Origin of the sequence: Curtobacterium sp. PhB170, from assembly GCF_003752345.1 — a bacterium.
In the GTDB taxonomy this organism is placed as follows: Bacteria; Actinomycetota; Actinomycetes; order Actinomycetales; family Microbacteriaceae; genus Curtobacterium.
In genome coordinates, this window is the sequence record NZ_RJUM01000008.1 from 752,204 (window position 1) to 774,979 (window position 22,776).

General features: G+C 71.8%; 21 protein-coding genes. 10 read left to right on the forward strand and 11 right to left on the reverse strand.

The window, feature by feature from the left end:
• Position 1: 1 nt before the first annotated feature.
• Both EDF40_RS04030 and EDF40_RS04035 read right to left on the reverse strand, forming a co-directional pair.
• Entirely contained in the window at positions 2 to 448 is a 447-nt protein-coding gene (locus EDF40_RS04030) for a cytotoxic translational repressor of toxin-antitoxin stability system (protein ID WP_123340741.1), read from the reverse strand.
• Entirely contained in the window at positions 441 to 884 is a 444-nt protein-coding gene (locus EDF40_RS04035; protein ID WP_123340742.1) for a prevent-host-death protein, read from the reverse strand. Before EDF40_RS04035 ends, EDF40_RS04030 begins: the two co-directional genes overlap by 8 nt.
• 93 nt (positions 885 to 977) lie before the next feature.
• Here EDF40_RS04035 and EDF40_RS04040 point away from each other — a divergent pair, with 93 nt between their 5' ends.
• The gene (locus tag EDF40_RS04040) at positions 978 to 1,928 is read left to right on the forward strand and encodes a GlxA family transcriptional regulator (RefSeq protein ID WP_123340743.1); all 951 of its coding nucleotides are present in this window, start codon (positions 978 to 980) and stop codon (positions 1,926 to 1,928) included.
• 111 nt (positions 1,929 to 2,039) lie between these two features.
• Complete coding sequence (gap, locus tag EDF40_RS04045; RefSeq protein ID WP_123340744.1) at positions 2,040 to 3,044, forward strand: type I glyceraldehyde-3-phosphate dehydrogenase; 1,005 nt, start codon at positions 2,040 to 2,042, stop codon at positions 3,042 to 3,044.
• A gap of 192 nt (positions 3,045 to 3,236) precedes the next feature.
• Here the strand turns inward: gap and EDF40_RS04050 are convergent, their stop codons facing one another.
• From EDF40_RS04050 to EDF40_RS04080, 7 genes are all read right to left on the reverse strand, one after another.
• Entirely contained in the window at positions 3,237 to 4,325 is a 1,089-nt protein-coding gene (locus EDF40_RS04050; protein WP_260213511.1) for an N-acetylglucosamine kinase, read from the reverse strand.
• Positions 4,313 to 5,620 (reverse strand): 6-phospho-beta-glucosidase, encoded by a 1,308-nt coding sequence (locus tag EDF40_RS04055; protein WP_123340745.1) that lies wholly within the window; start codon positions 5,618 to 5,620, stop codon positions 4,313 to 4,315. Before EDF40_RS04055 ends, EDF40_RS04050 begins: the two co-directional genes overlap by 13 nt.
• 8 nt (positions 5,621 to 5,628) lie before the next feature.
• On the reverse strand, positions 5,629 to 6,519 hold the full coding sequence (locus EDF40_RS04060; RefSeq protein WP_123340746.1) for a carbohydrate ABC transporter permease: 891 nt from the start codon (positions 6,517 to 6,519) through the stop codon (positions 5,629 to 5,631).
• Positions 6,519 to 7,559 carry a carbohydrate ABC transporter permease gene (locus EDF40_RS04065; RefSeq protein ID WP_200849231.1) on the reverse strand — a complete coding sequence of 347 codons (1,041 nt, stop codon included), beginning with the start codon at positions 7,557 to 7,559 and terminating at the stop codon, positions 6,519 to 6,521. The genes EDF40_RS04060 and EDF40_RS04065 overlap by 1 nt, the downstream gene beginning before the upstream one ends.
• Positions 7,559 to 8,917: an extracellular solute-binding protein gene (locus EDF40_RS04070; RefSeq protein ID WP_260213512.1), complete on the reverse strand. Its 1,359-nt coding sequence runs from the start codon at positions 8,915 to 8,917 to the stop codon at positions 7,559 to 7,561. The genes EDF40_RS04065 and EDF40_RS04070 overlap by 1 nt, the downstream gene beginning before the upstream one ends.
• Before the next feature lie 126 nt (positions 8,918 to 9,043).
• Positions 9,044 to 10,285 (reverse strand): ROK family transcriptional regulator, encoded by a 1,242-nt coding sequence (locus tag EDF40_RS04075; RefSeq protein WP_123294056.1) that lies wholly within the window; start codon positions 10,283 to 10,285, stop codon positions 9,044 to 9,046.
• Between the two features lie 137 nt (positions 10,286 to 10,422).
• Positions 10,423 to 11,472, reverse strand: coding sequence for a zinc-binding dehydrogenase (locus EDF40_RS04080; RefSeq protein WP_123340748.1), 1,050 nt, complete (start codon positions 11,470 to 11,472; stop codon positions 10,423 to 10,425).
• Between the two features lie 78 nt (positions 11,473 to 11,550).
• On the opposite strand from EDF40_RS04080, the gene EDF40_RS04085 reads away from it, so the two are divergent.
• Positions 11,551 to 12,495 carry a DUF3097 domain-containing protein gene (locus tag EDF40_RS04085; RefSeq protein ID WP_123340804.1) on the forward strand — a complete coding sequence of 315 codons (945 nt, stop codon included), beginning with the start codon at positions 11,551 to 11,553 and terminating at the stop codon, positions 12,493 to 12,495.
• A gap of 71 nt (positions 12,496 to 12,566) precedes the next feature.
• Positions 12,567 to 13,220 (forward strand): spermidine/putrescine ABC transporter substrate-binding protein, encoded by a 654-nt coding sequence (locus EDF40_RS04090; RefSeq protein ID WP_123340749.1) that lies wholly within the window; start codon positions 12,567 to 12,569, stop codon positions 13,218 to 13,220.
• 292 nt (positions 13,221 to 13,512) lie between these two features.
• Here EDF40_RS04090 and EDF40_RS04095 read toward each other — a convergent pair whose 3' ends face one another.
• Together EDF40_RS04095 and EDF40_RS04100 are read right to left on the reverse strand one after the other, a co-directional pair.
• Positions 13,513 to 14,526 carry a LacI family DNA-binding transcriptional regulator gene (locus EDF40_RS04095; RefSeq protein ID WP_260213513.1) on the reverse strand — a complete coding sequence of 338 codons (1,014 nt, stop codon included), beginning with the start codon at positions 14,524 to 14,526 and terminating at the stop codon, positions 13,513 to 13,515.
• Positions 14,523 to 14,945, reverse strand: a complete 423-nt coding sequence (locus tag EDF40_RS04100) for a DUF3054 domain-containing protein (protein ID WP_260213514.1) — start codon at positions 14,943 to 14,945, stop codon at positions 14,523 to 14,525. Before EDF40_RS04100 ends, EDF40_RS04095 begins: the two co-directional genes overlap by 4 nt.
• A gap of 123 nt (positions 14,946 to 15,068) precedes the next feature.
• Here EDF40_RS04100 and EDF40_RS04105 point away from each other — a divergent pair, with 123 nt between their 5' ends.
• From EDF40_RS04105 to EDF40_RS04130, 6 genes are all read left to right on the forward strand, one after another.
• Positions 15,069 to 16,019 (forward strand): hypothetical protein, encoded by a 951-nt coding sequence (locus EDF40_RS04105; RefSeq protein ID WP_123340752.1) that lies wholly within the window; start codon positions 15,069 to 15,071, stop codon positions 16,017 to 16,019.
• A 525-nt stretch (positions 16,020 to 16,544) separates the two neighbouring features.
• Positions 16,545 to 17,702 (forward strand): extracellular solute-binding protein, encoded by a 1,158-nt coding sequence (locus EDF40_RS04110; RefSeq protein WP_123340753.1) that lies wholly within the window; start codon positions 16,545 to 16,547, stop codon positions 17,700 to 17,702.
• Positions 17,699 to 18,739 (forward strand): ABC transporter permease, encoded by a 1,041-nt coding sequence (locus tag EDF40_RS04115; protein WP_123340754.1) that lies wholly within the window; start codon positions 17,699 to 17,701, stop codon positions 18,737 to 18,739. The genes EDF40_RS04110 and EDF40_RS04115 overlap by 4 nt, the downstream gene beginning before the upstream one ends.
• Positions 18,736 to 19,548 (forward strand): ABC transporter permease, encoded by an 813-nt coding sequence (locus EDF40_RS04120; RefSeq protein WP_123340755.1) that lies wholly within the window; start codon positions 18,736 to 18,738, stop codon positions 19,546 to 19,548. Before EDF40_RS04115 ends, EDF40_RS04120 begins: the two co-directional genes overlap by 4 nt.
• A 71-nt stretch (positions 19,549 to 19,619) precedes the next feature.
• Positions 19,620 to 20,696, forward strand: a complete 1,077-nt coding sequence (locus tag EDF40_RS04125; protein WP_260236172.1) for an ABC transporter ATP-binding protein — start codon at positions 19,620 to 19,622, stop codon at positions 20,694 to 20,696.
• On the forward strand, positions 20,693 to 22,303 hold the full coding sequence (locus tag EDF40_RS04130; protein ID WP_123340757.1) for an inositol monophosphatase family protein: 1,611 nt from the start codon (positions 20,693 to 20,695) through the stop codon (positions 22,301 to 22,303). Before EDF40_RS04125 ends, EDF40_RS04130 begins: the two co-directional genes overlap by 4 nt.
• Positions 22,304 to 22,776 lie beyond the last annotated feature (473 nt).

Here is a 22,776-nt window from a genome sequence, read left to right on the forward strand (position 1 = left end):
ATCAGGACTGCTCGGCCGCCCGGCGCAGGAGCTCGGCGTGGAGTCCGGCAGCGTCGGCGGGTCCGAGGTCGAGGATCTCCGACTCGGGCACTCCGAGGTCGTGGAGTGCCCGCACCAGGTACAGCGGGAGGGCGTTCGCGGGCGCCGGGTGCACGGGGCTGCCCCGGTCCGGCAGCGTGCCGTCGTCGACGCAGCGCCAGAAGGCCGGTGCATCGACCTGCAGCTGGTGGCGCAGGACGTGCGCCCACATGCGCGCACCGTAGGTCGACCGGTCTACGGGCCTCGAGATCCGGGTGCGCAGGACGCGTGCGTCCCAGAGCACGAGCTCGTAGGTGCGATGGTGCCGGACGGGCTGACCGGTGGCGCCGCGCACCAGTGTCCAGCGCTCGGTCGTGCAGAACGTGTCGTGGTGCTCGCGGTTCGGAGCAGGGTGCCTCGGGCTACTCACCGCCGCGCTCCAACCAGTCGCGCAGTTCGGCGTCCGTGGACAGCTTGACCAGTTGGACGAGCGCCCACGCGTCGTGGTGGTTCGGGGCGTGCTGGAGACGGTCTTCCCAGTCGACCGCGTACTCCCGCAGCGACAGGGCGAGGTCGTCGAGCGCGTCGTCGACGTCCGTTCCCTGGGCGACGAACGGGCGCCCCTCCATGAGGGCGACGACCGCGCCGGCCTCGCGGAAGACACTGACCCGCGGGGAGACGGTCCGGAAGAAGTAGTCGCGAAGCCGGTCGACGGGCAGCATCGCGGAGACGGCGCCGTCGCGGGCGATCGTCACGGTGCGGCCGGTCGCGGTGGCGTCGAGCATGTCCTTGAAGTGCTCGCGGGCGCGCGAGTACGTGGGGTAGTCGGCTGCGATGGGCACGAAGGCCTCCGGTGAGTACGGCACGTACGGAGCGTACGTGGTGTGCTGATCCTAGGGGAGTGGGCTGACAGATCTGTGGAGAACGCGAGGGTGACGTGTTCGGCTAGCGTCGCCGGTATGGCCCGGACCCCACTGCACCGCGTCGCGGTCCTGGTGCTCGACGGCGCGAAACCGCTCGACGTCGGGATCCCCGCGCAGGTGTTCTCGAACCGGCCGAGCATGCCCTACGAGGTGCGGGTGTGCGGCCCCCGGGTCGGTCGGATCACCGGCGGCGACGGCCTGGCCTACGCGGTCGACCACGGGCTGGAGGCACTGGACTGGGCCGAGACCGTCTTCGTGCCCGGCTACCGCCGCCCGTCGGACTCGGCGCCGCCGGCTGACGTCGTCGCGGCACTCGCGCGGGCCCACGAGCACGGCGTCCGCATCGCGGCGATCTCCACCGGGGCGTTCGCGCTCGCGGCAGCCGGGCTGCTCGACGGCCGCCGGGCGACGACCCACTGGCACTACACGCGGGTGCTCCGTGAGCGGTACCCCGAGGTCGACGTCGACGAGGACGTGCTGTTCGTCGACGCGGGCTCGGTGCTGACGAGTGCCGGCGCCGCGAGCGGGATCGACCTGTGCCTCCACATCGTCCGGCAGGACCACGGCGTGGCGCTGTCGAACCACGTCGCGCGACGGCTCGTCAGCGCCCCGTACCGCAGCGGCGGCCAGGCGCAGTACGTTCCGCGGAGCGTGCCCGAACCGCTCGGCGACGTGTTCGCCGACACCCGGGAGTGGGTGCTCCGGCACCTCGCCGAGCCGCTCACGCTCGAAGCGCTCGCGCGGAACGCCACGGTGTCGACCCGGACGTTCTCACGCCGGTTCGTGGAGGACACCGGGTACACGCCGATGCAGTGGGTGCTGCGGGCGCGCGTCGACCTCGCGCGGGAGCTCCTGGAGCAGTCGGACCTCGGCGTCGACCAGGTGGCCGAGCGAGCGGGCCTCGGTTCCGACGCGAACCTGCGGACGCACTTCCGGCGGATCCTCGGGACCTCGCCCACCGAGTACCGCCGGACGTTCCAGGACTGACCGCGCCGTCGCGGCGGTGGTGGCGACATCCTTTCGGACACTGGCTTCCCTGCCACTGGAGCCGTGCCTCCCGGCCCGTGAGCATGGACCACGGAACGAAAGGAACCCCACATGACCCGCATCGCCATCAACGGCTTCGGCCGCATCGGCCGCAACACGCTCCGCGCCCTGCTCGCACGGGGCGGTGACGACCTCGAGGTCGTCGCCGTGAACGACCTGACCGCCCCCGACACACTCGCGCACCTGTTCCGCTACGACTCCGCCCTCGGGCCGTTCGACGGCGTCGTCGAGGTCGACGGCGACACGCTCGTCATCGACGGTCGCCGCGTCCGCGTGCTCGCGTCGACGTCGCCCGCGGACCTGCCCTGGGCCGAACTCGGCGTCGAGGTCGTCCTCGAGTCCACCGGACGCTTCACCGCACGCGACGCGGCAGCCGGCCACCTGACCGCCGGCGCCCGACGGGTCCTGATCAGTGCGCCGGCCACCGGAGCGGACGCCACCATCGCGTACGGCGTGAACTCGGACACCTTCGACCCCGCCGTGCACACGGTGATCTCGAACGCGTCCTGCACGACCAACGCGCTCGCACCCCTGGCATCGGTGCTCGACGACCTGGCGGGGATCGAGCACGGGTTCATGACCACCGTGCACGCGTACACGCAGGAGCAGAACCTGCAGGACGGGCCGCACCGCGACCTGCGTCGGGCCCGCGCTGCCGGTGTGAACATCGTGCCGACGATGACCGGGGCGGCCAAGGCCATCGGGCTGGTGCTGCCCCGCCTGGAGGGCAAGCTGTCCGGTGACGCCATCCGCGTGCCGGTGCCCGTCGGGTCGATCGTCGAGCTGAACACCGTCGTCTCGCGAGACGTGACCGTGGACGAGGTGAACGAGGCCTACCGTGCCGCGGCTTCCGGTCCACTCGCCGGGGTCCTGGCGTTCACGGCGGACCCGCTCGTGTCGACGGACATCACCGGGCGGCCGGAGTCGAGCATCTTCGACTCGCTGCTCACCCGCGTCGACGAGGGCCGGCACGTGAAGGTCGTCGCCTGGTACGACAACGAGTGGGGCTTCTCGAACCGCGTGGTCGACACGCTCGGGATGCTGGCGCGGGCGTAGGCCGCGGGCCGGCGGCGGTTGGGCCGGCGGCGGTCGGGCCGCGCGCGGTTGGGCCGGCGGCGGTCGGGCCACGCGCGGTTCGTGCCGCGAGAGCGACAGTCTGCCGCGAATGTTCGGCGGCAGACTGTCGCTTTTGCGAGGGGGTCGTGCGGCCGCGCCGCGCCGCGCCCGCCGCGCCCGCCGGCGCGCGCGTCAGTGGATCAGCGCGGTCGTGCTCGCGAAGGCACGGGAGCGCACGGCCTCGCGGTACCGCTCGAGCGCCGCGTCGTCGGCACCGACCGACTCCAGCGCCGCGAGCCCTGCGCCGAGCACCGGGGGATCGGTCACCCAGGTCGGCACCGCTCCGGGGACCCGGGCAGCGAGCCCGTCGACGACACCGTCCACGAGCAACGGGTGCCGAGCAGCGAGCACCCCGCCGCCGAGCACGACGGGCACCGGCTCGGCCGCCGAACCACCGAGGCCCAAGCGCTCGAGTGCGACCGCGGCGAGCAGGGCGATCTCCTCCGCCTGCCGCTCCACGACGCTCCGAGCCACCACGTCGCCGGCTCCGGCCACGTCGAACAGCACCGGGCAGAGCCGGTTGAAGACGCGCTGGTCCAAGCGGCCGAAGTGGATGGCCTCGGTGACCTCGCGGACGCTGCGCAGGCCCACCGCCGCCGGCACCGCGCCGACCAGCGCCGTCGCCGGGCCGCGACCGTCGTCGGCCCGCGCCGCGTGCCAGAGCGCCCGATTGCCGAGCCACGCGCCGCCACCCCAGTCGCCGGAGACGTCCCCGATGGCCGGGAACCGTGCGGTCGTGCCGTCGGCCCGCACCGCGAGGGCGTTGATCCCGGTGCCGCACACCACGGCCGCGGCGTCGGGGGACAGGGTGCCGGCCCGCAGCAGCGCGAACAGGTCGTTGTCCAGGACGTGCGGTTCGCCGCCGTCCTCGGCCCAGTGCGCGAGGGCCGCGGTCGCCGCGATGAGCTCGTCGTGCAGGTCGAGCCCGGCCAGGTACACGTGCGTCGTCCGGATGCGCCGGTCGCCCAGCTCGCTGACGACCCGCGCTCGGACGTCGTCGAGGATCGGGCCGGCGAGGTCCCAGCCACGCGTCTGCGGGTTCGACCCCGGACCGCGCGCGTGCCCGACGATGGTCCCGTCGAGCGCGATCGCGACGACGTCGGTCTTGCTGCCGCCGCCGTCGACGGCGAGCACGACGTCGGTGGCGTCCGGTGGGACCGGCGCGGGCGGACGGGAGGCTCGGGCCGGGCCCGCCGCGCCGGTCCGGCTCAGCCCGCCCACGTCACCTGCTCCGATCGCGCCCACGGGATGTGTTCCGCGTTCGCGGCCAGGAGCAGGTCGGTGAGCTGCTCCGCCTTGTCGACCTGACCGACGAGCGGGTGCGCCCACATCGCACGGAGCACCCGGTCGCGGCCGCCGTGCACCGCGGCGTCGAGCGCGAGCCGCTCGTACCCGGCGACGTGCGACACGAGACCGACCATGTCCGGGTCGAGCGGCGAGACCGGCAACGGCGTGATCGCCTGGCGGGTGACGCGCGACGGCACCTCGATGACGTGGTCGTCCGGCAGGAACGGGAACGTGCCGTCGTTCCGCACGTTGAGGACCTGCACGTCGCCGCGGTCGCCGAGGATCGAGGACAGCACGTCGATCGCCGCCTCGGAGTAGTAGGCGCCGCCGCGCTGCTCGAGCTCGGCGGGCTTCGTCACGACGGACTCGTCGGCGTACTTCGCGAGCAGGGCCCGCTCGGTCTCCATGACGGCCTCGGCACGGGTGGGCTCGTGCAGCTGCTCCTGCAGCACGATGTCGTGCGAGTAGAAGTACCGCAGGTAGTACGAGGGGATCGCGTGCTGCAGACGGAGGAGGTCCGGGTGCATGTGCACGCTCTCCGCCGTCCGGCCGAGGGCACCGTCCGACTCGGCGAGCAGGTCCGCCATCACGTCGCGCTCGACGCCGTCCGCGCCCGTGACGTGCACGCCGCGCTCCCACGTCAGGTGGTTCAGGCCGACGTGGTCGAGCCGGACGTGGTCGGGGGCGACGCCGAACTCCTTCGCGAAGCGGCGCTGGAACCCGATCGCGACGTTGCACAGGCCGACGGCGCGGTGCCCGGCTTCGAGCAGGGCGCGGGTGACGATGCCGACGGGGTTCGTGAAGTCGACGATCCAGGCGTCCGGCTTGGCGTGCTTCCGGACGAGTTCGGCGTACTCCAGGACCACGGGCACGGTGCGGAGCGCCTTCGCGAACCCGCCCGGACCGGTGGTCTCCTGCCCGATGCAGCACGCTTCGTGCGGCCACGTCTCGTCCTGCTGCCGTGCGGCCTGCCCGCCGATGCGGAGCTGGAACATGACGGCATCGGCGTCGGTGACCCCGGCGACGACGTCGTCGGTGACGTGGATCGTGCCGGGGTGGCCGGCGTGCGCGAACATCCGCTTGGCGACACCGCCGACGAGTTCGCGGCGCACCGGGTCGGGGTCGACGAGCCAGAGCTCGTCGATGGGGAGCTGGTCGCGGAGCCGGGCGAAGCCGTCCACGAGTTCGGGGGTGTAGGTGGATCCGCCACCGACGACTGTGAGTTTCACTGGAGCTGCTATCCCTTCACGCCGGTGAGCGCGATGCCCTCGACGAATGCCTTCTGTGCGAAGAAGAAGATGATGACGACGGGGACCATGACGACGACGGTCATCGCCATCGTCATCGACCAGTCGGTGCCGTGCTGCCCGCGGAACGTGGCGAGCCCGTACGCCACCGGCCAGGCGGCCTGGTTCTCGGACGCGTACAGGAGCGGGCCGTAGTAGTCGTTCCACGAGTGGAAGAACATGAAGATCGCCGCCGACGCGATGCCCGGGCGGGCCATCGGGACGACCACGCGCCAGAGCACGCCCCACTCGCTGCAGCCGTCCATGCGAGCGGCGTCGCCGTACTCCTTCGGGATGGTCATGAAGAACTGGCGGAGCAGGAAGATGCTGAAGGCGTCGCCGAGCAGGTTCGGCAGGATGAGCGGCCACAGGGTGCCGGTCAGGTGCAGGTGCGACCACATCACGTAGACCGGCACCGCGGTGACCTGCGGGGGCAGGAGCATCGCGACGATGATCACCGTGAAGATCAGGTTCGCGCCCTTGAACCTGATCTGGGCGAGCGCGTAGGCCGCCGGCACCGAGCTGATGAGCATGAACGCGGTGGCGAGGACGGCGTACATCGACGAGTTGCCGAACCACTGCGTGAGCGGGAGCTCGGTGAACACCCGCGCGTAGTTCGAGAAGTCGAACGGCCGGGGCACGATCGACGCCGTGAGGGCCTGGTTGCTCGACATCAGCGAGGTCAGGACCACGAACACGATCGGCGCGATGGTCAGGACGCCGAGGGCCACCAGGGCAGCGTGCTCGGCGATCCACACGAGCGTGCGACCGCGCGGCCTGCCGGTACGGGGAGCGGAACCCCGGGGCGCCCGGGTGAGCGGGGACTGGGACACAGCGGTCATCAGGACTCCTCCGGCCGGAACACACTGATCCGGCGCATCGTGAAGACGAGCACCACCGCGGTGATCACGAACAGGACCACGGCCATGGCGGACGCGTAGCCGAACTGGAAGTTCGCGAACCCGTGCTGGTAGAGCAGCTCGGTGTACGTGAGCAGCGAGGTGCCCGGGTAGCCGAGCTGAGCGGCGGTCCCGCCACCGATCGTCGCCTTGCCGCTCGCGACGCCCGAGGCGACGGCCGCCTCGGTGAAGTACTGCAGCGCGGCGATCACCCCCGTCACGGCGGCGAACCCGATCACCGGGGCGATCGTCGGCAGGGTGATGTGCCGGACCTGCTGGACGCCGTTCGCACCGTCGAGCGACGCGGCTTCGTACAGGTCGCGCGGCACGTCGAGCAGTGACGCCAGGAAGATGATCATGATGTCGCCCATCACCCAGACGCCGAGGATCACCAGCGAGGGCTTCGACCACGCCGGGTCGTTGAACCACAGTGGGCCGTCGATACCGAAGACCCGCAGGATCTGGTTCACCGGCCCGGTGCCCGGGTTGAAGAGGAAGACGAACGCCACGACGCTCGCGACCGGCGGGACGAGGGCGGGCAGGTAGAACAGCGTCCGCCAGAAGCCGGTGGCCGTCTTGGCCCGGCTGAGCAGCCCGGCCACCAGGAGTCCGCACACTATCCGGACCGGCACCAGGATGACGACGAACCACAGCGTGTTCACGACCGCGGGCCCGATCTGCGGGTCCTGGGTGAACAGGAACTTGTAGTTGAGCAGCCCGACGAACTCCGGCTCCTGCAGCTGGTTGTAGCGCGTGAACGAGTAGAAGATCGACGCGACGAGCGGGTAGGCGAAGAAGATCACCAGGCCCGCCAGGGCCGGCGCGAGCATCGTCAGGGCGACGAGGCGGCGCCGGGACTCTGCGGAGCGGGGCCGACGTCGCGGAGCCGTCGGGGGCACCGGACCGGACCCCGTCGGGCCCGTGGGCCGGGCTGCGCGGGCGAGCCGCGCCTCCCGGCCGGTCGTCTTGGTGGTGAGGCTCATCACGGACCAGCCAGCTGGTTCGCGTTGTCGATGTCGGAGTCCAGCTTCTTGAGCTTCGCGTCGAGGTCGCCGCCGTTCTGCTGGTAGGCCTGCCAGAACTTCGTGAAGGTGCCGATGTAGGCGGCACCGTCCGCGGTGCCCGGCGAGGTCATCGTGTCCTTGTTGCCCGCGACGTCGACGAAGGTCTTGTAGTTCTCGTCGACCTCGAGGTCGGGGGACCCCAGCGCCGAGGTGAGCGTCGGGATGTTCTTCAGACCGTTGCCCATCGTGACCTGCGCGTCGGTGTTGGTGGACAGGTACTTCAGGAGCGCCCACGACAGCTCGGGGTTCTTGGACCCCTTCGCGATGCCTGCGACGTTGCCCGCGATGTACGTCGAGCCGTAGTTGCCGAGGCCGTCCATCACCGGGGTCGGGGACGTGCCGTAGTCGAGGTCCGGCTTCTGGTCCTTGAGGAACGCCGTGCGGTACTCGCCGTCGATCTGCATCGCGACCTGACCGGTCTGGAACGCGTTGTCGGCTGCGAACTCCTGCCCGAGGCCGGACGTGAAGGCCTTGAGCTTGTCGTAGCCGATCTCGTCGACGAAGCCTTTCTGCCAGGTGATCAGCTTCTTCCACGCGTCGGACGTGCCGATCACGCTGTTGCCGTCCTTGTCGAGCCACGAGCCGTCGACCATCGGCGCCCAGTGCTCGGGGGAGTTCTCGTAGAAGTCGATGAGCGGGTTGAAGCCGAGCTGCTTGATGGAGCCGTCGGCGTTGTACGTCGTCAGCTTCAGCGCGTCGGTCTTGAGCTCGTCGAGCGTCTTCGGCGGGGCCGCGATGCCCGCCTTCTCGAGCAGTGGCTTGTTGTACATCAGTGCACTGACGTCGGCGAGGGCCGGCAGGGTGCAGCGCGTGCCCTTGTACTGCGTGTACGACTGCACGGCCTTCGGGATGTCGGACAGGTCGACCTTGTCGCGCTTGATGTACGGCGACAGGTCGCGGAACGCCCCCGAGGAGCAGAAGCTGCCGACGATGGCGGTCGAGTACGACAGGCCGACGTCGATGTTCTGGCCGGACGAGATCGCCTTCTGCAGCTTCTCGTCGTCCTGACCGGCGTGGATGTCGACGGTGACGTCGGGGTTGGCCTTCTCGAAGCCCTCGACGGCGGTCTTCACGACGCCGGCTTCACGGCCGGTGAAGAAGTGCCACAGGGACACGGTGCCCTTGAGCTCCTTCGGGGCGCTCTTCTCGATCGAGTCGGCGCTGCTGCCGGAGCTGCAGCCGGCGACGACGAGGGCGCCGACGGCGGCGACGGCCGTGGCGGTGGCGATGCGGCGGAACACCCGGCGGCGCGGGACGTTCGGTTCGGGGAGGGACAAGGCGGTACTCGCTCTCTGATCTCGCTCCGTCGCCGTCCGTTTCCGGGCGCTGCCCGTTTCCGGGCGCGACGAAGAGCCCTGTGACAGGGCTGGGTGATGGTGCCTCGAGTGGTGCGGGTGGAACGTTCAGGGGCGCTCGACGGGGTCCGGCGTCGGGGCATCGTCACTGATGCGCTCGAGCCGGTCCGCGAGCGCGGTGCGGACGACGTCGATGAGGACGTGCCGCGCACCGTGCAGGACGGGGGTGTCGGGGACGCCGGGCGCGACCACGGCGGTGGACCAGCGCGAGCGGGTCCGGAGCCAGGCGGTCACGGCGGCGGCCAGGGCGGGGCCACCGGCGATCCCGGTCGGGCCGTGCAGGACGACCGTCTCGGGATCGGCCACGGCGAGGGCGGGGAGCACGTTGTGCCCGACGCGCTCGCCGAGGGCGACGGTGAAGGGGTGCTGCTCGGGCAGGCCGGGCAGTTGCGGGAGCACCTGGCGCCAGTCGGCTGCGGTGCCGTCCGGTGCCGTGATCCCGTGCTCGGCGGCCAGGGCGATGATCGCGGACTCGGAGATGAGGTCCGCGACGATCGTGGCCGTCGGGTCGATGGAGCGTGCGTCTGCGGGCACGCTGAGGTAACCGATCTCACCCGCGGCACCGGAGGCGCCGGTGTGCAGGTGACCGTGCAGGTCGAGGGCCATGCCGAGGCCCTCGGCCATCCAGAAGAGCGCGAACGACCCGGGAGCCCGACCGGCCCCCATGTTGCGTTCGGCGATGGCGGCGAGGTTGGCGTCGTTCTCGACGACGACGTGGACCCCGAGCTCGGCGGAGAGCGTCGCGCTGACCTGCTCGCGGGGCCAGCCGGGCAGTCCGTCGGTGAAGATGAGGGTGTCGGTGGCGTGGTCGACACTCGCCTGCACACCCACGGCGACGGCGGTGACGAGCTCGGGGTCCACCCCGGCCGCGGCGGCTGCGCGGGAGATCGCGGCGGCGACGATGTCGGCGCCGGGGGAGCGCACCTCGGCCTCGGACATCCGGTGCGTGGCGACCGGGAACGTGCGACCGGCGGCGTCCACCACGGTCGACCGGACGTCGACGAGCTGGACGTCCACCGCGACACCGAGGTCGCGGTCGGTGATCGCTTCGTACACGACGGCGCTCGGCCCGCGGCGCCCGGCCTGCGTGTCCGTGCCGGCCTGGCGGATGAGCGCAGCCGACTCGAGCCGGCGGATGATCTCGGCGGCGGTGGGCTTGCTGAGCCCGGTCCGCTGCGCGATCTCGTTGCGGGTGAGCGGGCCGTCGTCGAGCAGCAGCTCGAGGGCCGCACGGTCGTTCAGGACGCGCAGCAGACCGGGCTGGCCGGGGGTGCGTCCTCGTGTGGTCATGTCGAGGACTGTAACGGACAACCTTCTTTACTGAAAGGTTTGTTTACCGATTCGAAACACGCGTTCTGCTGCGCGAAACGTGCCGCCCCGACGGACGCGCGCCGGACGCCGGCCGTTCGCCGGTGAGCGACCGGCGCCTACGGCCGCAGCAGCACCTTGATCGCCCGGCGCTCGTCCATCGCCCGGTACGCCTCGGCGGCCTCGTCGAGCGGCAGCTCCAGGTCGAAGACGCGCCCCGGGTCGATCGCTCCGGACAGCACGTCGGGCAGCAGCTCCGGGATGTACTTCCGTGCCGGCGCCATACCGCCCGCTACGGCGATGTTCGTGTCGAAGAGGTAGCGCGTCCCGATGGTCGGCACGCCGTGCGGGACCCCGACGAAGCCGAGGTTGCCGCCCGCGCGCACCGAGTGCAGCGCCTGGTCCATGCTCTCCTCGGTGCCGACGGCCTCGACCGCGCAGTCGGCCAGGTCGCCGCCGAGCAGCTCGCGGATCGCCGCGACGCCCTCCTCGCCACGGGAAGACACGATGTCCGTCGCGCCGAACTCACGTGCCAGCGCCTGGCGGTCGGCGTGCCGGCTCATGGCGATGATCCGCTCGGCGCCGAGTCGCTTCGACGCGAGCACGGCGGACAGGCCGACCGCACCGTCGCCGACCACCACGACGGTCTTGCCCGGACCGACCGCCGCCGACACCGCGGCGTGGTGCCCGGTGGAGAAGACGTCGGACAGGGTCAGCAGCGACGGCACGAGCGCCGGGTCGACGGGGCCGGGCACCGCGACCAGCGTCGCGGACGCGTCCGGGATGCGGACGTACTCCGCCTGGGCGCCGCCGACCGGGTCGCCGTACGCGTCCTTCCCGCCGAAGCCGGACAGGTGGTCGCAGCCGCTGGTCATCCCGTGGCGGCAGGCCTGGCAGGTGCCGTCGTTCATGGTGAAGGGGGAGATGACGAAGTCGCCCTCGTGCAGGTCGGTGACCGCGTCGCCGACGGCGACGACCTCGCCGACGAGTTCGTGCCCGATCGGCCGGGGCTCCTTCGTCTTCGTGACGCCGCGGTACGGCCACAGGTCCGAGCCGCACACGCACGCGGCGACGACCTTGACGACGACGTCCTTCGGGGTGAGCACCGAGGGACGGTCGCGCTCCTCGACGCGGATGTCGTTGGGGGCGTGGATGATCGCTGCGCGCACGGGAGGCCTTCCGTCGAGATGGTGGGTGTCGGCGCGGTCGACGTCGTCCGGGCCGACGTCGACAGTACCCTCGTGCGGGTGGACGACGACCGGTACGGCGGGGACGTGCTCTCGGGAGACTGGCGCTCCCGCGGAGTGAAGAAGGTGCGGCAGGTGCCGCTCGAACGCGACATGGTGCTCGAGGACCCGGACTCTGGGTGGGCCGGTGCCGTCGTCGGACTCGAGGCGGGCAACATCGCGCTCGAGGACTGGAAGGGCCGCACCCGTTCCTTCCCCTTCACCGGGCAGTTCCTGCTCGAGGGCGAGCTCGTCACGCTGGGCCGCCCGCAGGCGCCGGTCGGCCGGTCTGCCGCGGCCGCTGCCGGCTCGCCGGGTTCGCTGGGTTCCGTTCATTCGGACTGGAGGCCCGGGGCAGCGCCCGCCGTGCGGCAGGCGTCCGATGGTGGTCGCCTCCGCACAGCGTCCGGATCGTTCGCGGTGGAGTCGCAGCGTGCTCGGGTGGCCCTGCCCTCGCGCATCATGGTCGAGGGCAAGCACGACGCCGAGCTCGTCGAGAAGGTCTGGGGAACCGACCTGCGCGTCGAGGGCGTCGTCGTCGAGGAGCTCTCCGGCGTCGACAACCTCGCGTCGGTGCTCGATGAGTTCCAGCCCTCGCGAGACCGTCGCGTCGGCGTGCTCGTCGACCACCTGGTGCCCGGGTCGAAGGAATCCCGGTTCGCTGAGGCCGTGATGCGTGGCAAGTGGGGAGCGCACGTGCTCGTCGTCGGCCACCCGTTCGTCGACGTCTGGCAGTCCGTGAAGCCCGCACGCGTCGGACTGCAGGCCTGGCCGACGATCCCGCGGTCGATCGAGTGGAAGAAGGGGATCTGCCAGGCGCTCGGGTGGCCGAACGCCGAGCAGGCCGACATCGCCCGGGCGTGGCAGCGGATCCTCGGGCAGGTGCGCACCTTCGCCGACCTCGAGCCGCAGCTGCTCGGCCGCGTCGAGGAGCTCATCGACTTCGTGACGGAACCCAAGGCCTGAGAAGCCGGCCGATCCGTCAACAGTCGCGTGGATCCGGAGGTGATCCGCGCCTCCCGGCCTACTGTTGAGGGATGGACGGCATCGACGGACGCGTGCGCAGCGCTGTCGACGTCTGGCTGCGCTGGCTGCCGCGCTGGCAGATCGGGACGGCCCGCCCGCGCACCCGCATCTGCCGGAAGTGCACCGGGTCCCCGATCGCGAGTGCCGCCGGCTTCGGGCAGGACGTCCCGCACGCCGTCCAGCACGCGCTCATCGGCCGGATCTCGACCATCGTCGAGGACGCCGTCGACGACTACACCGCCAAGAACCTGCCGCTGCTGCAGCGCGAGCTCGAGCGGGCCGCGGCGCGGAAGCGGCACGCCGGGTACCAGCCGGCGGAGGGGTTGTCGCCCGAGTTCCAGGGCCTCGACGTCGATCCAGAGCCCTCGCCGGGTTCGCCGTTCCTCTTCACGCTCGGGGAGCTGGAGGGGACGGGCGCGGGCGAGCAGGCACCGAGGGAGCCGCTGTCCGACGAGGCCAAGGCGGCGCTCCGGCACGAGATCGAGCTGTCCGACGAGTGCGCTCGCTCGACCGGGACGGCGGTGTGCCTGGCGCTCATCGACCACCGGCCGCGCATCGCCGAGGCGGTCGAGCGCCTGGTCGAACCGCAGATCGAGGCGCTCGTGTCCGACATGTTCCGCGGGTTCGACGGTCCGGACGAGGGGCCGCGCAGCGGGCTGTTCTAGCCGCGGCGCGCGCGGGGCGCGCGGCGGTGGCGCGCGGTGGCGCGCGGCGGTGGCGGCGAAGCCCGCACCGTGCGGAGTCCCGCGATCCGTGCGAGGTTGCCCGCTCCGTGCGCCCTTGTGGCGCCGCACCGAGCCATCACTGCTGCACAGGCCGGCGAAGCTCGCACCGTGCAGCACTCGGGAACCTCGCACGGGCTCACGAACCTCGCACCGTCCACCCTGGGCCCGCACCGTGCACGTCGCGCTGAACCTGCACCGGCCGGCGAAGTTCGCACCGAGCGTGGTCCGTCACTCAGCGGGGGAGCAGGGTGCGGCCGGGCACGACCGTGCCCCGGAGTGAGCGGTGCTCGACGGCACGCGTCGGGTCGTCGATCCGGCCGATCACGAGGTCGATCGCCTCGCGGCCGATGCGTTCGATCGGCTGCTCGAGCGTCGTGAACCCGATCCAGTCGCTCGCGAGGGGGTACACGCCGTCGAACCCGGTGACCGACAGATCGTGCGGGACCCGGACACCGCGGCGGGCGAGCGCCTCGCACACGTCGAGCATGAGCCGGTCCGTCGGGCACATCACCGCGGTCACGTCCGACTCGTGCATCGCGTCGACCAGGTCAGCGGCGAGGGCGTCGGGCGGCCGCACGAAGCTGGCGTCGATGTCGATGACCCGGACACCACGCGCGCGGAGCCGTTCGACCATCGCCGTCGAGCGGGCGTGCTGCGTGATCGCGTTGTCGAGTGGGACGGTGAGCACCGCGACCGTGCCGTGGCCGGCGTCGGCGACGGCGTCGGCGATGGTCGCGCCACCGTCCACCTCGTCGCAGTACACGCTGGACAGTGCCGGGTGGAGTTCGGGCCGACCGGCGACCACGGTGGCGATCCGCGGTGCGAACTCGGCGATGTCGGTCGACGGCATCAGGCCGCTGCACACGACGAGGCCGTCGACCCGCATCGACACGAGTGCGGCGAGTGCGGACTTCTCGTCCTCGACACGGCCGACACCCGTGGTGGTGACGACGCGGTAGCCCAGCTCGGACGCGCGGCGCTCCATCACGGCGTGCAGTGCGGTGTAGACCATCGACGACGCGTCGCGGACGAGCATCCCGATGGTGTGCGTCCGACCGCTGACGAGCCCGCGTGCCATGGCGTTGGCGACGTACCCGAGCTCGGCTGCGGCGCGCTCGACCCGCTCGCGGGTCTCGTCGGAGAACCGTCCGGTGCCGGAGAGGACACGGCTCACCGCGGACTTCGAGACGCCTGCTCGTGCGGCGACGTCGAGGATGGTCGGCTGGGACCCGCGGCCACCGTTCACGCGTCGGACGCTGCGGCGTCTCGTCCGGACCGCGACGCGGTGAAGCGCAGCACCCCGCGGGCGATCGCGCGCCATCCGAGCAGGAACACCCCGAGCACGATCGTCGCGACGATGACGAAGGAGATCGGCAGCGGATTGCCGTCGACGTCGCCCTGACCCGTGGCGACGCGGATCGCCATGCCGACGAACACCGTGAGGATCCAGACGACGTCGCCGGTGGGCCAGAAGCGCAGCGGGCGCGCCCAAGCTCCGCTCGTCACGTACCCGATCGCCCAGCCCGCCAGGAACGGGTATGCGGTGGTCCAGATCCCCAGTGCGGTGTTGCCCTCGCCGTGGGAGGAGCGGCCGATGAGCGCGAAGACGACGATGAGGACGACGTCGATGACGGCTGCGAGCCAACCCCAGGTGCGTGTGTTCACCCGGACAGTCTCGCAGCCTCCGGTGGTGGGACTCATTCCTCCACACGGCATGCGGGCGGTGATCCGTCCACAGGGCTCGTGTCCGGCGCTGCGTTCGTCCACCGGGTTCCCGACCATCGGGGCATGTCGATGAACCTCAAGCTCGCACCAGTCCCCGAAGTCCTCACCTACCGAACATCAGCGCAGCGGCCGGACGAGTCCGACGTCATCAGACGACGGGCGGCGGTAGGAGAGCTCATCCGGGTCGCACGCGGTCTGTACGCGGAGGCCGCGGGATGGGCAGCACTCCGAACCACCGAGCAGCACCACGTCCGCGTGCGCTCGTTCGCCGACCGCATCCGGCCAGGAGACCTGGTGTCCCACGTGTCCGCGGCGGTGGTCTTCGGCGTGCCGCTCCTGACCCCGCCACCGACGCGGATCCACGTGACCTCGAGCGGCGCCGACCGGCGGACCACCAACGCGACCTTCATCGTGCACGCGGACCTCGACCCCGAGCGGAACCGAAGCGCAGTGACGACACCGGATGGGCTGGTGCTGTGCGGGCTGGAGCGGCTGGCGACGGATCTGGCGCTCACACTGCCCTTCACCGATGCGATCGTCGCCCTTGACTCGCTCCTCCGTCGTGCGGTGGAGCGAGACCTGGTCCGGTCGGCCGTCGAGCGGCGGGGACAGAAGGGTCGGCGGCGAGCACTGCGGGCCGTCGACTTCGCCGACGCCGCGTCGGACTCACCCGGGGAGTCCTACGCTCGCGCCCGGTTCGACCAGTTCGGTACGCCGACCCCCGTCCTCCAACACCGGTTCCGGACGGCGGGCGAGCCGGACATCGTCGTGGACTTCTGGTTCCCGGAGTCCGGGGTGGTGGTGGAGTTCGACGGTGCCGTGAAGTACCAGCGCCGTGAGTACCTGCGCGGGCGTACCCCTGAGGAAGCACTACTCGACGAGAAGATCCGGGAGGACCGTCTCCGCGCGTTCCCCGAGGTCCGAATCGTGCTCCGGCTGACCTGGTCCGACCTGCGGAACGAGTGGACCCTGCGGGCGAAGCTCCGTCAGGCTGGCGTGCGGATGTCGCGCTGAGACCGCTCGACCGCGCACCGTGCGACTTTGTTCCGGCCCTCGAGGCGGCGCACGGTGCGAAGTCGCGCGGTCGGCGGTAGGAAGTCAGCTCGGTGCGAGGTCATCCGTGGGTCCGGCTGACTTCGCACCGTGCGCCTTTCGTCGGTCGGGGGTGCGTTGCCCGCTTGGTGCGAGCTTGTAGGCGGGCACGGAGCGGTCAACCTCGCACCAGGTGGCGAGGCCGGCACGGTGCGGGCGCGCCGCCGCCGCCCCCGACCCCGCGCCCCCGCCCCCGCCGGCCACGCACCCCCGGAGTTCACCCGGCGGCGACGCCCGCGGCACCCGGCGTTCACCCGGTAGCGCCACACTCGACCTCGGCGCGGGAACGTTCCCACACGACCCGCGCCACACCACCCCGCACGACCCGCGCCACACCACCCCGCACCACCCCCACCCCCACCCCGCACGACCCCACCCCGCACGACCCCCACCCCGCACGACCCCCACCCCGCACCACCCCCACCCCACGGAACAGGGAGAACCCACGTGAAGACCCGAGTCCTCGCCGGCCTCGCCATCGCGGCGGCCGCGACCGTCGCACTGTCCGGCTGCGTCCAGAGCGCCAACGCCTCGAACGCCGCGGACACGAGCGGCGGCACCACGAACCTCACCGTGTTCATCAGCGGCGACACGAACGTCCAGGACCTCTGGGACAAGTCGCTCATCCCCGCCTTCGAGAAGGCGAACCCGAAGATCCACGTCAGCACGAGCATCGACCTGCACGGCGAGCACGACGCGCAGACCCAGGCGAACCTGGCCACGGCGGTCAAGGCCGGCAAGTCCGTCGCGTACGACCTCGTCGACGCCGGCTTCGTCTCCACCGCGGGCAAGGCCGGCCTGATGGCGAAGGTCAGCGACAGCACGATCCCGAACCTGAAGGACGTCCCCGAGGCCACGAAGCAGCAGGGTGGCGACAGCGCGATCCCGTACCGCGCCTCGAGCGTCCTGCTCGCGTACGACTCGAGCAAGGTGACGGACCCGCCGGAGACCCTCGACGACCTCCTCGCCTGGATCAAGGCCAACCCCGGTCAGTTCGCGTACAACTCCCCGTCGTCCGGCGGCTCCGGCGGCTCGTTCGTCGCCACGGTGCTCGCGAAGTACCTGACCGCGGATGAGCAGTCGACGATGCAGACGACCTACGACAAGTCGCTCGAGTCGAAGTGGGACAAGGGCTTCGCAGCGCTCAAGGACCTCGGCCCCTCGACGTACCAGAAGGGGGTCTACCCGAACGGCAACGACCAGGTCGTGCAGCTGCTCGGCAGCGGCCAGATCGCGATGGCGCCGGTGTGGAGCGACCAGTTCATCACCTCGCAGAAGACCGGCGTGATCCCGAAGACCGTCAAGGCGATCCAGATCACCGACCCGTCGTTCACCGGCAGCGCGAGCTTCCTCGGCATCCCGAAGACCGAGCCGAAGGCCAAGAAGGCCGCCGCCGAACAGCTCGCCGACTTCGTGCTGAGCTCCAAGGGGCAGCAGCTCGTCGCGAGCGCCGTCTCCGGCTACCCGGTCATCCCGCTCGACAGCCTGCCGGCGTCGGTCGCGGAGCAGTTCGCCGACGCGAACCCCTCGCAACTCCGCCTCGGGTTCCAGAGCGACTTCGCCGCCGACATGAACGCGGCGTGGGACGCGAAGGTCCCGCAGTGACCCAGACCGTCCAGGACGGCCCGGCGACCGACCGGGAGGCCCGTGGCGACTCCGCCAGGGGCCTCCCGCCCGTCCCGTCGCCCTCCCACGGCACCGCGGACGCCGCAGGTCGGCTGTCCGTCCAGGAGCGGCTCGACCGCCGTCGGCGGTGGCAGGGCCTCGCGCTCGTCGCGGCGCCCGTCCTCGTCGTGGTCCTGTTCGTCGGCGTCCCCGTCGTGAACGCCGCCCTGTTCAGCCTCGGGTTCACCGGCGGCCTGAACCAGGCACTCGCGGACATCGGCGGCGACACCGTGCGCGGCTTCTCGTTCGCGGTGTACGGCTCCCTGCTCGGCAACGCCACGTTCCTGCGCGACCTCGTCGCGACACTCGGGGTCACCGCGCTGTCGACCGGCCTGACCGTGGCGCTCGCCGTGGCGGTGGCCGTGATCCTCCGTCTCCGCGGTGGCTTCCTCGGCAAGAGCCTCAGCGTCCTGGCCGTGGTCCCGCTCTTCGTGCCGGTGGTCATCGCGAGCTGGTCGGTCCTGACGTTCACCGATGCGCAGGGCTTCCTCCGCAGCCTCGGTGCCCAGTTCGGCCTCGACGTCCCGGTGTGGGGCTACACCCTCGTCGCCGTGGTGTTCGGCAGCGTCTGGACGAGCCTGCCGTTCGCCGTGCTGATGATCGCCGGCGCGCTGCAGGGCACCCCGGACGCCCTGGTCGAGGCCGCGAAGGACGCCGGCGCGAGCACCTGGCGGGTGGTCTGGCAGGTGCTCCTGCCGATGGCGGCGACCCCGCTCGTCATCGCGACGACGTTCACCGTCATCGGGGTCCTCGGGTCGTTCACGGTGCCGTACTTCACCGGTCCGAACGCCCCGACGATGCTCGGCGTCGACATCTCGAAGTACTTCCAGGCCTACAACCGCCCGCAGCAGTCGACGGCGATGGCGTTCATCGTGTTCGCCTTCGCCGCGGCCGCGAGCGTGTTCTACCTCCGCTCGACGGTCCGGGCGAACGCCGGCGAGCTGCGGAAGCAGCAGCAGAAGCAGGAGCAGCCGTGATCAAGCGACTCACCGGGAACACCCTCGTCTGGGCCACCGCCGTCGTGCTGGCCGTCTTCGTGCTCGGTCCGCTCCTCTGGCTGGCGGCTCGTGCCTTCGCGACGACGTGGACGTACCCGAACCTGTTGCCCGACGGGTGGACGCTGCAGTGGTGGGGCACCGTGTTCGAGGACCGGAGCCTGGCGGTCGCCGTCCAGAACTCGCTCGTCCTCGCCCCGCTGACGGTCCTCATCGCCGCGGTGGTCTGCCTGCCGGCCGCGTGGGCGATCAGCCGCATCGAGTTCCCCGGGCGACGGCTCGTCCTGGTCGGGCTGTTCGCCACGAACGCGTTCCCGAAGATGGGCCTCTTCGTCACGATGTCGGCCATGTTCACCGCGCTGAACCTCATGAACACGGTCACGGGCATCCTCATCGTGCACGTCCTCGGGTGCGTGGTGTTCATGACCTGGCTGCCCGCCGCCGCGTTCTCGGCCGTGCCGCGGTCCCTCGAGGAAGCAGCACGCGATGCCGGTGCGAGCCGCTGGCGGACCTTCTGGCGGGTGACGTTCCCGATCGCGTGGCCGGGGATCCTCGTCGCGATGGTGATGTCCTTCCTCGCGTCGTTCGACGAGGCGCAGGGCACCTACCTCGTCGGTGCGCCGACGTACATGACGATGCCGACGGCGATGTACTCGCTCGTCCTCAACTCCCCACGCCAGGTCTCCGCGGTGTTCGCGATCGCGTTGAGCATCCCGTCCGTGGTCCTGCTGCTGCTCGCCCGGAAGCACATCATGGGCGGCCGCCTGGCGGACGGCTTCCAGATCCGATGACCCGGCCACAACCGGCCGAGCCGACACCCGGACCGACACCGATGACCACCACCAGCACGAAAGGCGACCAGATGACGGACCAGACGCTCGTCGCGGAACGCACCACGGGCCTCCCGGCCGACGGCAGCACGACCGACCGGGCCCGCACCGGCGGACTCACCATCCGCGGACTGCGCAAGACGCTCGGCGGACGCGACGTGGTCGCGGGCATCGACCTCGACGTCGCGAAGGGCGAGCTCGTCTCGCTGCTCGGCCCGTCCGGGTGCGGCAAGACGACCACGCTCCGGATGGTGGCGGGGTTCCTGCCCGCCGACGGCGGCGTCGTGACGATGGGGGACCGCGACGTCACGTCGATCGGTCCGGAGCGTCGGCCGAGCGCGATGGTGTTCCAGAACTACGCGCTGTGGCCGCACATGACGGTGACGCAGAACGTGGCGTTCCCGCTGCGGACCCGACGCGTGCCGAAGCAGCGGGTGGCGGAGCGGGTGCGCGAGGCGCTCGAACTCGTCGGCCTGAGCCACCACGCCGGGTCGAAGCCGACGGCGATCTCGGGCGGTGAGCAGCAGCGGGTCGCCCTGGCGCGGGCGATCGTGCAGGAGCCCGACGTGCTGCTCCTCGACGAGCCGCTGTCGAACCTCGACGCGAAGCTCCGGGTGAGCGTCCGCGACGAGATCCGGCGCATCCAGCAGCGCCTCGGCATCACGACCGTCATCGTGACGCACGACCAGGACGAGGCGCTCAGCATCTCGGACCGGATCGCCGTCATGCACGACGGCCGCATCGAGCAGATCGCGACGCCGACCGAGCTGTACGCCCGCCCCGCCACCGGGTTCGTCGCGTCGTTCATCGGGTCGACGAGTCCCGTCGCCGGCCGGTTCCTGGCCGGCACGTCGGTCAGCCCCACCGTCGCGGACACGGTCCTGATCCGACCCGAGCAGGTCGTGCTCACCGACGACTCGCCGATCCGCGCGACCGTCGCCCGCGTGCTGATGCGCGGGCACTTCGCCGAGGTGGTGCTGGCCGCCGACGGCGCCGAGCTCCGCGCGTTCGTCACCGGAGCACCCCCGGCGGTCGGCACCGAGACCGGGGTCCGCCTCGGCGAGGTGCTCGTGTACCGCGACGGCGCGCTGCTCGAGGGCACCCGATGAGCGCCCCGGTGTCGGCGCCCGCCGACCAGGTGGTCGCCACCAGCCCGACCGGGAGGCCCGGCGTGCGTCCGCCACGGCTCGTCGCCCACCGCGGTGCGCCGCGCGTCCGGCGCGAGAACACCCTGCCCGCCATCGCGGTCGCCGAGGCGCTCGGCGCCGAGGTCATCGAGGTCGACGTCCGTCGCACGGCCGACGACGTCGCCGTGCTGCTGCACGACGAGACCCTCGGCCGGATGTGGGGTGACGCCCGACGGGTGTCCGACGTCGCCTGGTGCGACGTCGCCCGGCTCGGCAACGGCCTCGACCGGATCCCGCGGCTCGACGCCGCCCTCGAACGGCTCGACGGCTGCCACTCGGTGCTGCTCGTCGACCTGACGGACGCGGCCGACGGACTCGTCGCTGCCCGGACCGTCGCGGGGTCCACCGCGTCCACCACCGTGGCGTGGTGCGGAGCGCCGGCGGCGATGGCGGCGGTCCGCTCGGTGCTGCCCGACGCCGACGTCTGGCTCGCGTGGGAGTCGCTCGACCCGCCCACTCCGGCAGACCTCGAGGCGTTGACCCCGTCCACCCTGAACCTCGACATCGCGTTCCTCACCCCGCGCACGATCGAGGCCGCGCACGCCCTGGGGCTGCGGGTCGCCGTCTGGACCGTCGACGAGGCCGAACCGGCGCTCTGGGCGGCACGCCTCAGCGTCGACTCGATCACCACGAACGACGTCGGCGCGATCGGCGCCGCACTGTCGTCGGCAGAGCGGGACGGTTGGCCGGAACGGGACCGCGAGCCGACCGAGACCGAGGTCGCCTCGCGCGCCCAGGCCCTGGCACACCGCATCGCGCACGAGGTCATCGCCTTCACCCGCGAGCACCCCGTCAGCGAGGTACGGACCAAGGCGAACCCCGCAGACCTCGTCACCGACGTGGACCGACTGGTCGAGCAGCACGTCCGGTCCCGCGTCCGGATGGCGTTCCCGACGCACGGGTTCACCGGCGAGGAGTACGGTGACGCTCCCGGCGACCGGCACCGCTGGTACCTGGACCCCGTCGACGGCACCACGAACCTGGCGAACGGGGTGCCCTGGACGTCGATGTCGCTCTGCCTGACCCGCGGTGGCCGCCCGCTCGTCGGGGTCGTCGCCGACCCGTGGCGGGGCGAGGTCCTCGAGGCGCGGCGCGGACGCGGTGCCACCCTGCGCGACCGTCGGCTCCAGCTGGACGACACCCCGCGGCCGCTCGCCGGGGCGGTCGTCGGCACCGAGCTCGACGGGCACCGGCCGTGGCCCGGGTTCGGTGCGTTCCTCGACGCCCTGGCCGACCGGTCGTGCACGCTGCGGGTGCAGGGCTCCGGCACGTTGACCATCGCGCAGGTGGCGGCCGGCCGGGGGATCGGCGGGTGCGTGTCGGCGTTCAACCCGGTCGACCACGGGGCCGCCGTGCTGCTCGTGCACGAGGCCGGCGGGATCGTGCTGACCCGCTCCGGCCCGGTCGAGGGCTTCCCGCCCGTGGGCGAACCGTTCCTGGTGGCGCACCCCGGGGCGGCCGACGAGCTACACGGGGTGTGGACGGCCGCGCTCGCCGTGGGCGCGGGGGCGGGCGCGGCGGCGGGCTGAGTCGGCGCGGCGGCGGGCTGAGTCGGCGCGGCGGCGGGCTGAGTCGGCGCGTGCGCGCGGCAGGTGTGGCCGGCGCACGGTGCGGGGCCTGCGTTCTGGTGCGGGGTTGGCCGCTGGGTGCGGTGCTGTAGGCGCGCACGGTGCTGCCAACCCGGCACGGGTCGTGCAGGTGCGCACGGTGCGGACTGGAGGCGCGGGTCGGGTCGGGTACGGGCCTCCTGTCGGGCGGGTGGTGCGCACGGTGCGGGGTCCGCGTTCTGGTGCGGGGTTGGCCGCTGGGTGCGGTGCTGTAGGCGCGCACGGTGCTGCCAACCCGGCACGGGTCGTGCAGGTGCGCACGGTGCGGACTGGAGGCGCGGGTCGGGTCGGGTACGGGCCTCCTGTCGGGCGGGTGGTGCGCACGGTGCGGGGTCCGCGTTCTGGTGCGGGGTTGGCCGCTGGGTGCGGTGCTGTAGGCGCGCACGGTGCTGCCG

Bases quoted from the DNA above. Each gene is read 5' to 3' on its own strand.
- EDF40_RS04090 (WP_123340749.1), top strand. From the start codon at position 12,567: ATGGACGGCATCGACGGACGCGTGCGCAGCGCTGTCGACGTCTGGCTG.
- EDF40_RS04105 (WP_123340752.1), top strand. From the start codon at position 15,069: ATGTCGATGAACCTCAAGCTCGCACCAGTCCCCGAAGTCCTCACCTAC.
- EDF40_RS04075 (WP_123294056.1), bottom strand. From the start codon at position 10,285: ATGACCACACGAGGACGCACCCCCGGCCAGCCCGGTCTGCTGCGCGTC.
- EDF40_RS04060 (WP_123340746.1), bottom strand. From the start codon at position 6,519: ATGACCGCTGTGTCCCAGTCCCCGCTCACCCGGGCGCCCCGGGGTTCC.
- EDF40_RS04130 (WP_123340757.1), top strand. From the start codon at position 20,693: ATGAGCGCCCCGGTGTCGGCGCCCGCCGACCAGGTGGTCGCCACCAGC.
- EDF40_RS04040 (WP_123340743.1), top strand. From the start codon at position 978: ATGGCCCGGACCCCACTGCACCGCGTCGCGGTCCTGGTGCTCGACGGC.
- EDF40_RS04125 (WP_260236172.1), top strand. From the start codon at position 19,620: ATGACGGACCAGACGCTCGTCGCGGAACGCACCACGGGCCTCCCGGCC.
- gap (WP_123340744.1), top strand. From the start codon at position 2,040: ATGACCCGCATCGCCATCAACGGCTTCGGCCGCATCGGCCGCAACACG.
- EDF40_RS04065 (WP_200849231.1), bottom strand. From the start codon at position 7,559: ATGAGCCTCACCACCAAGACGACCGGCCGGGAGGCGCGGCTCGCCCGC.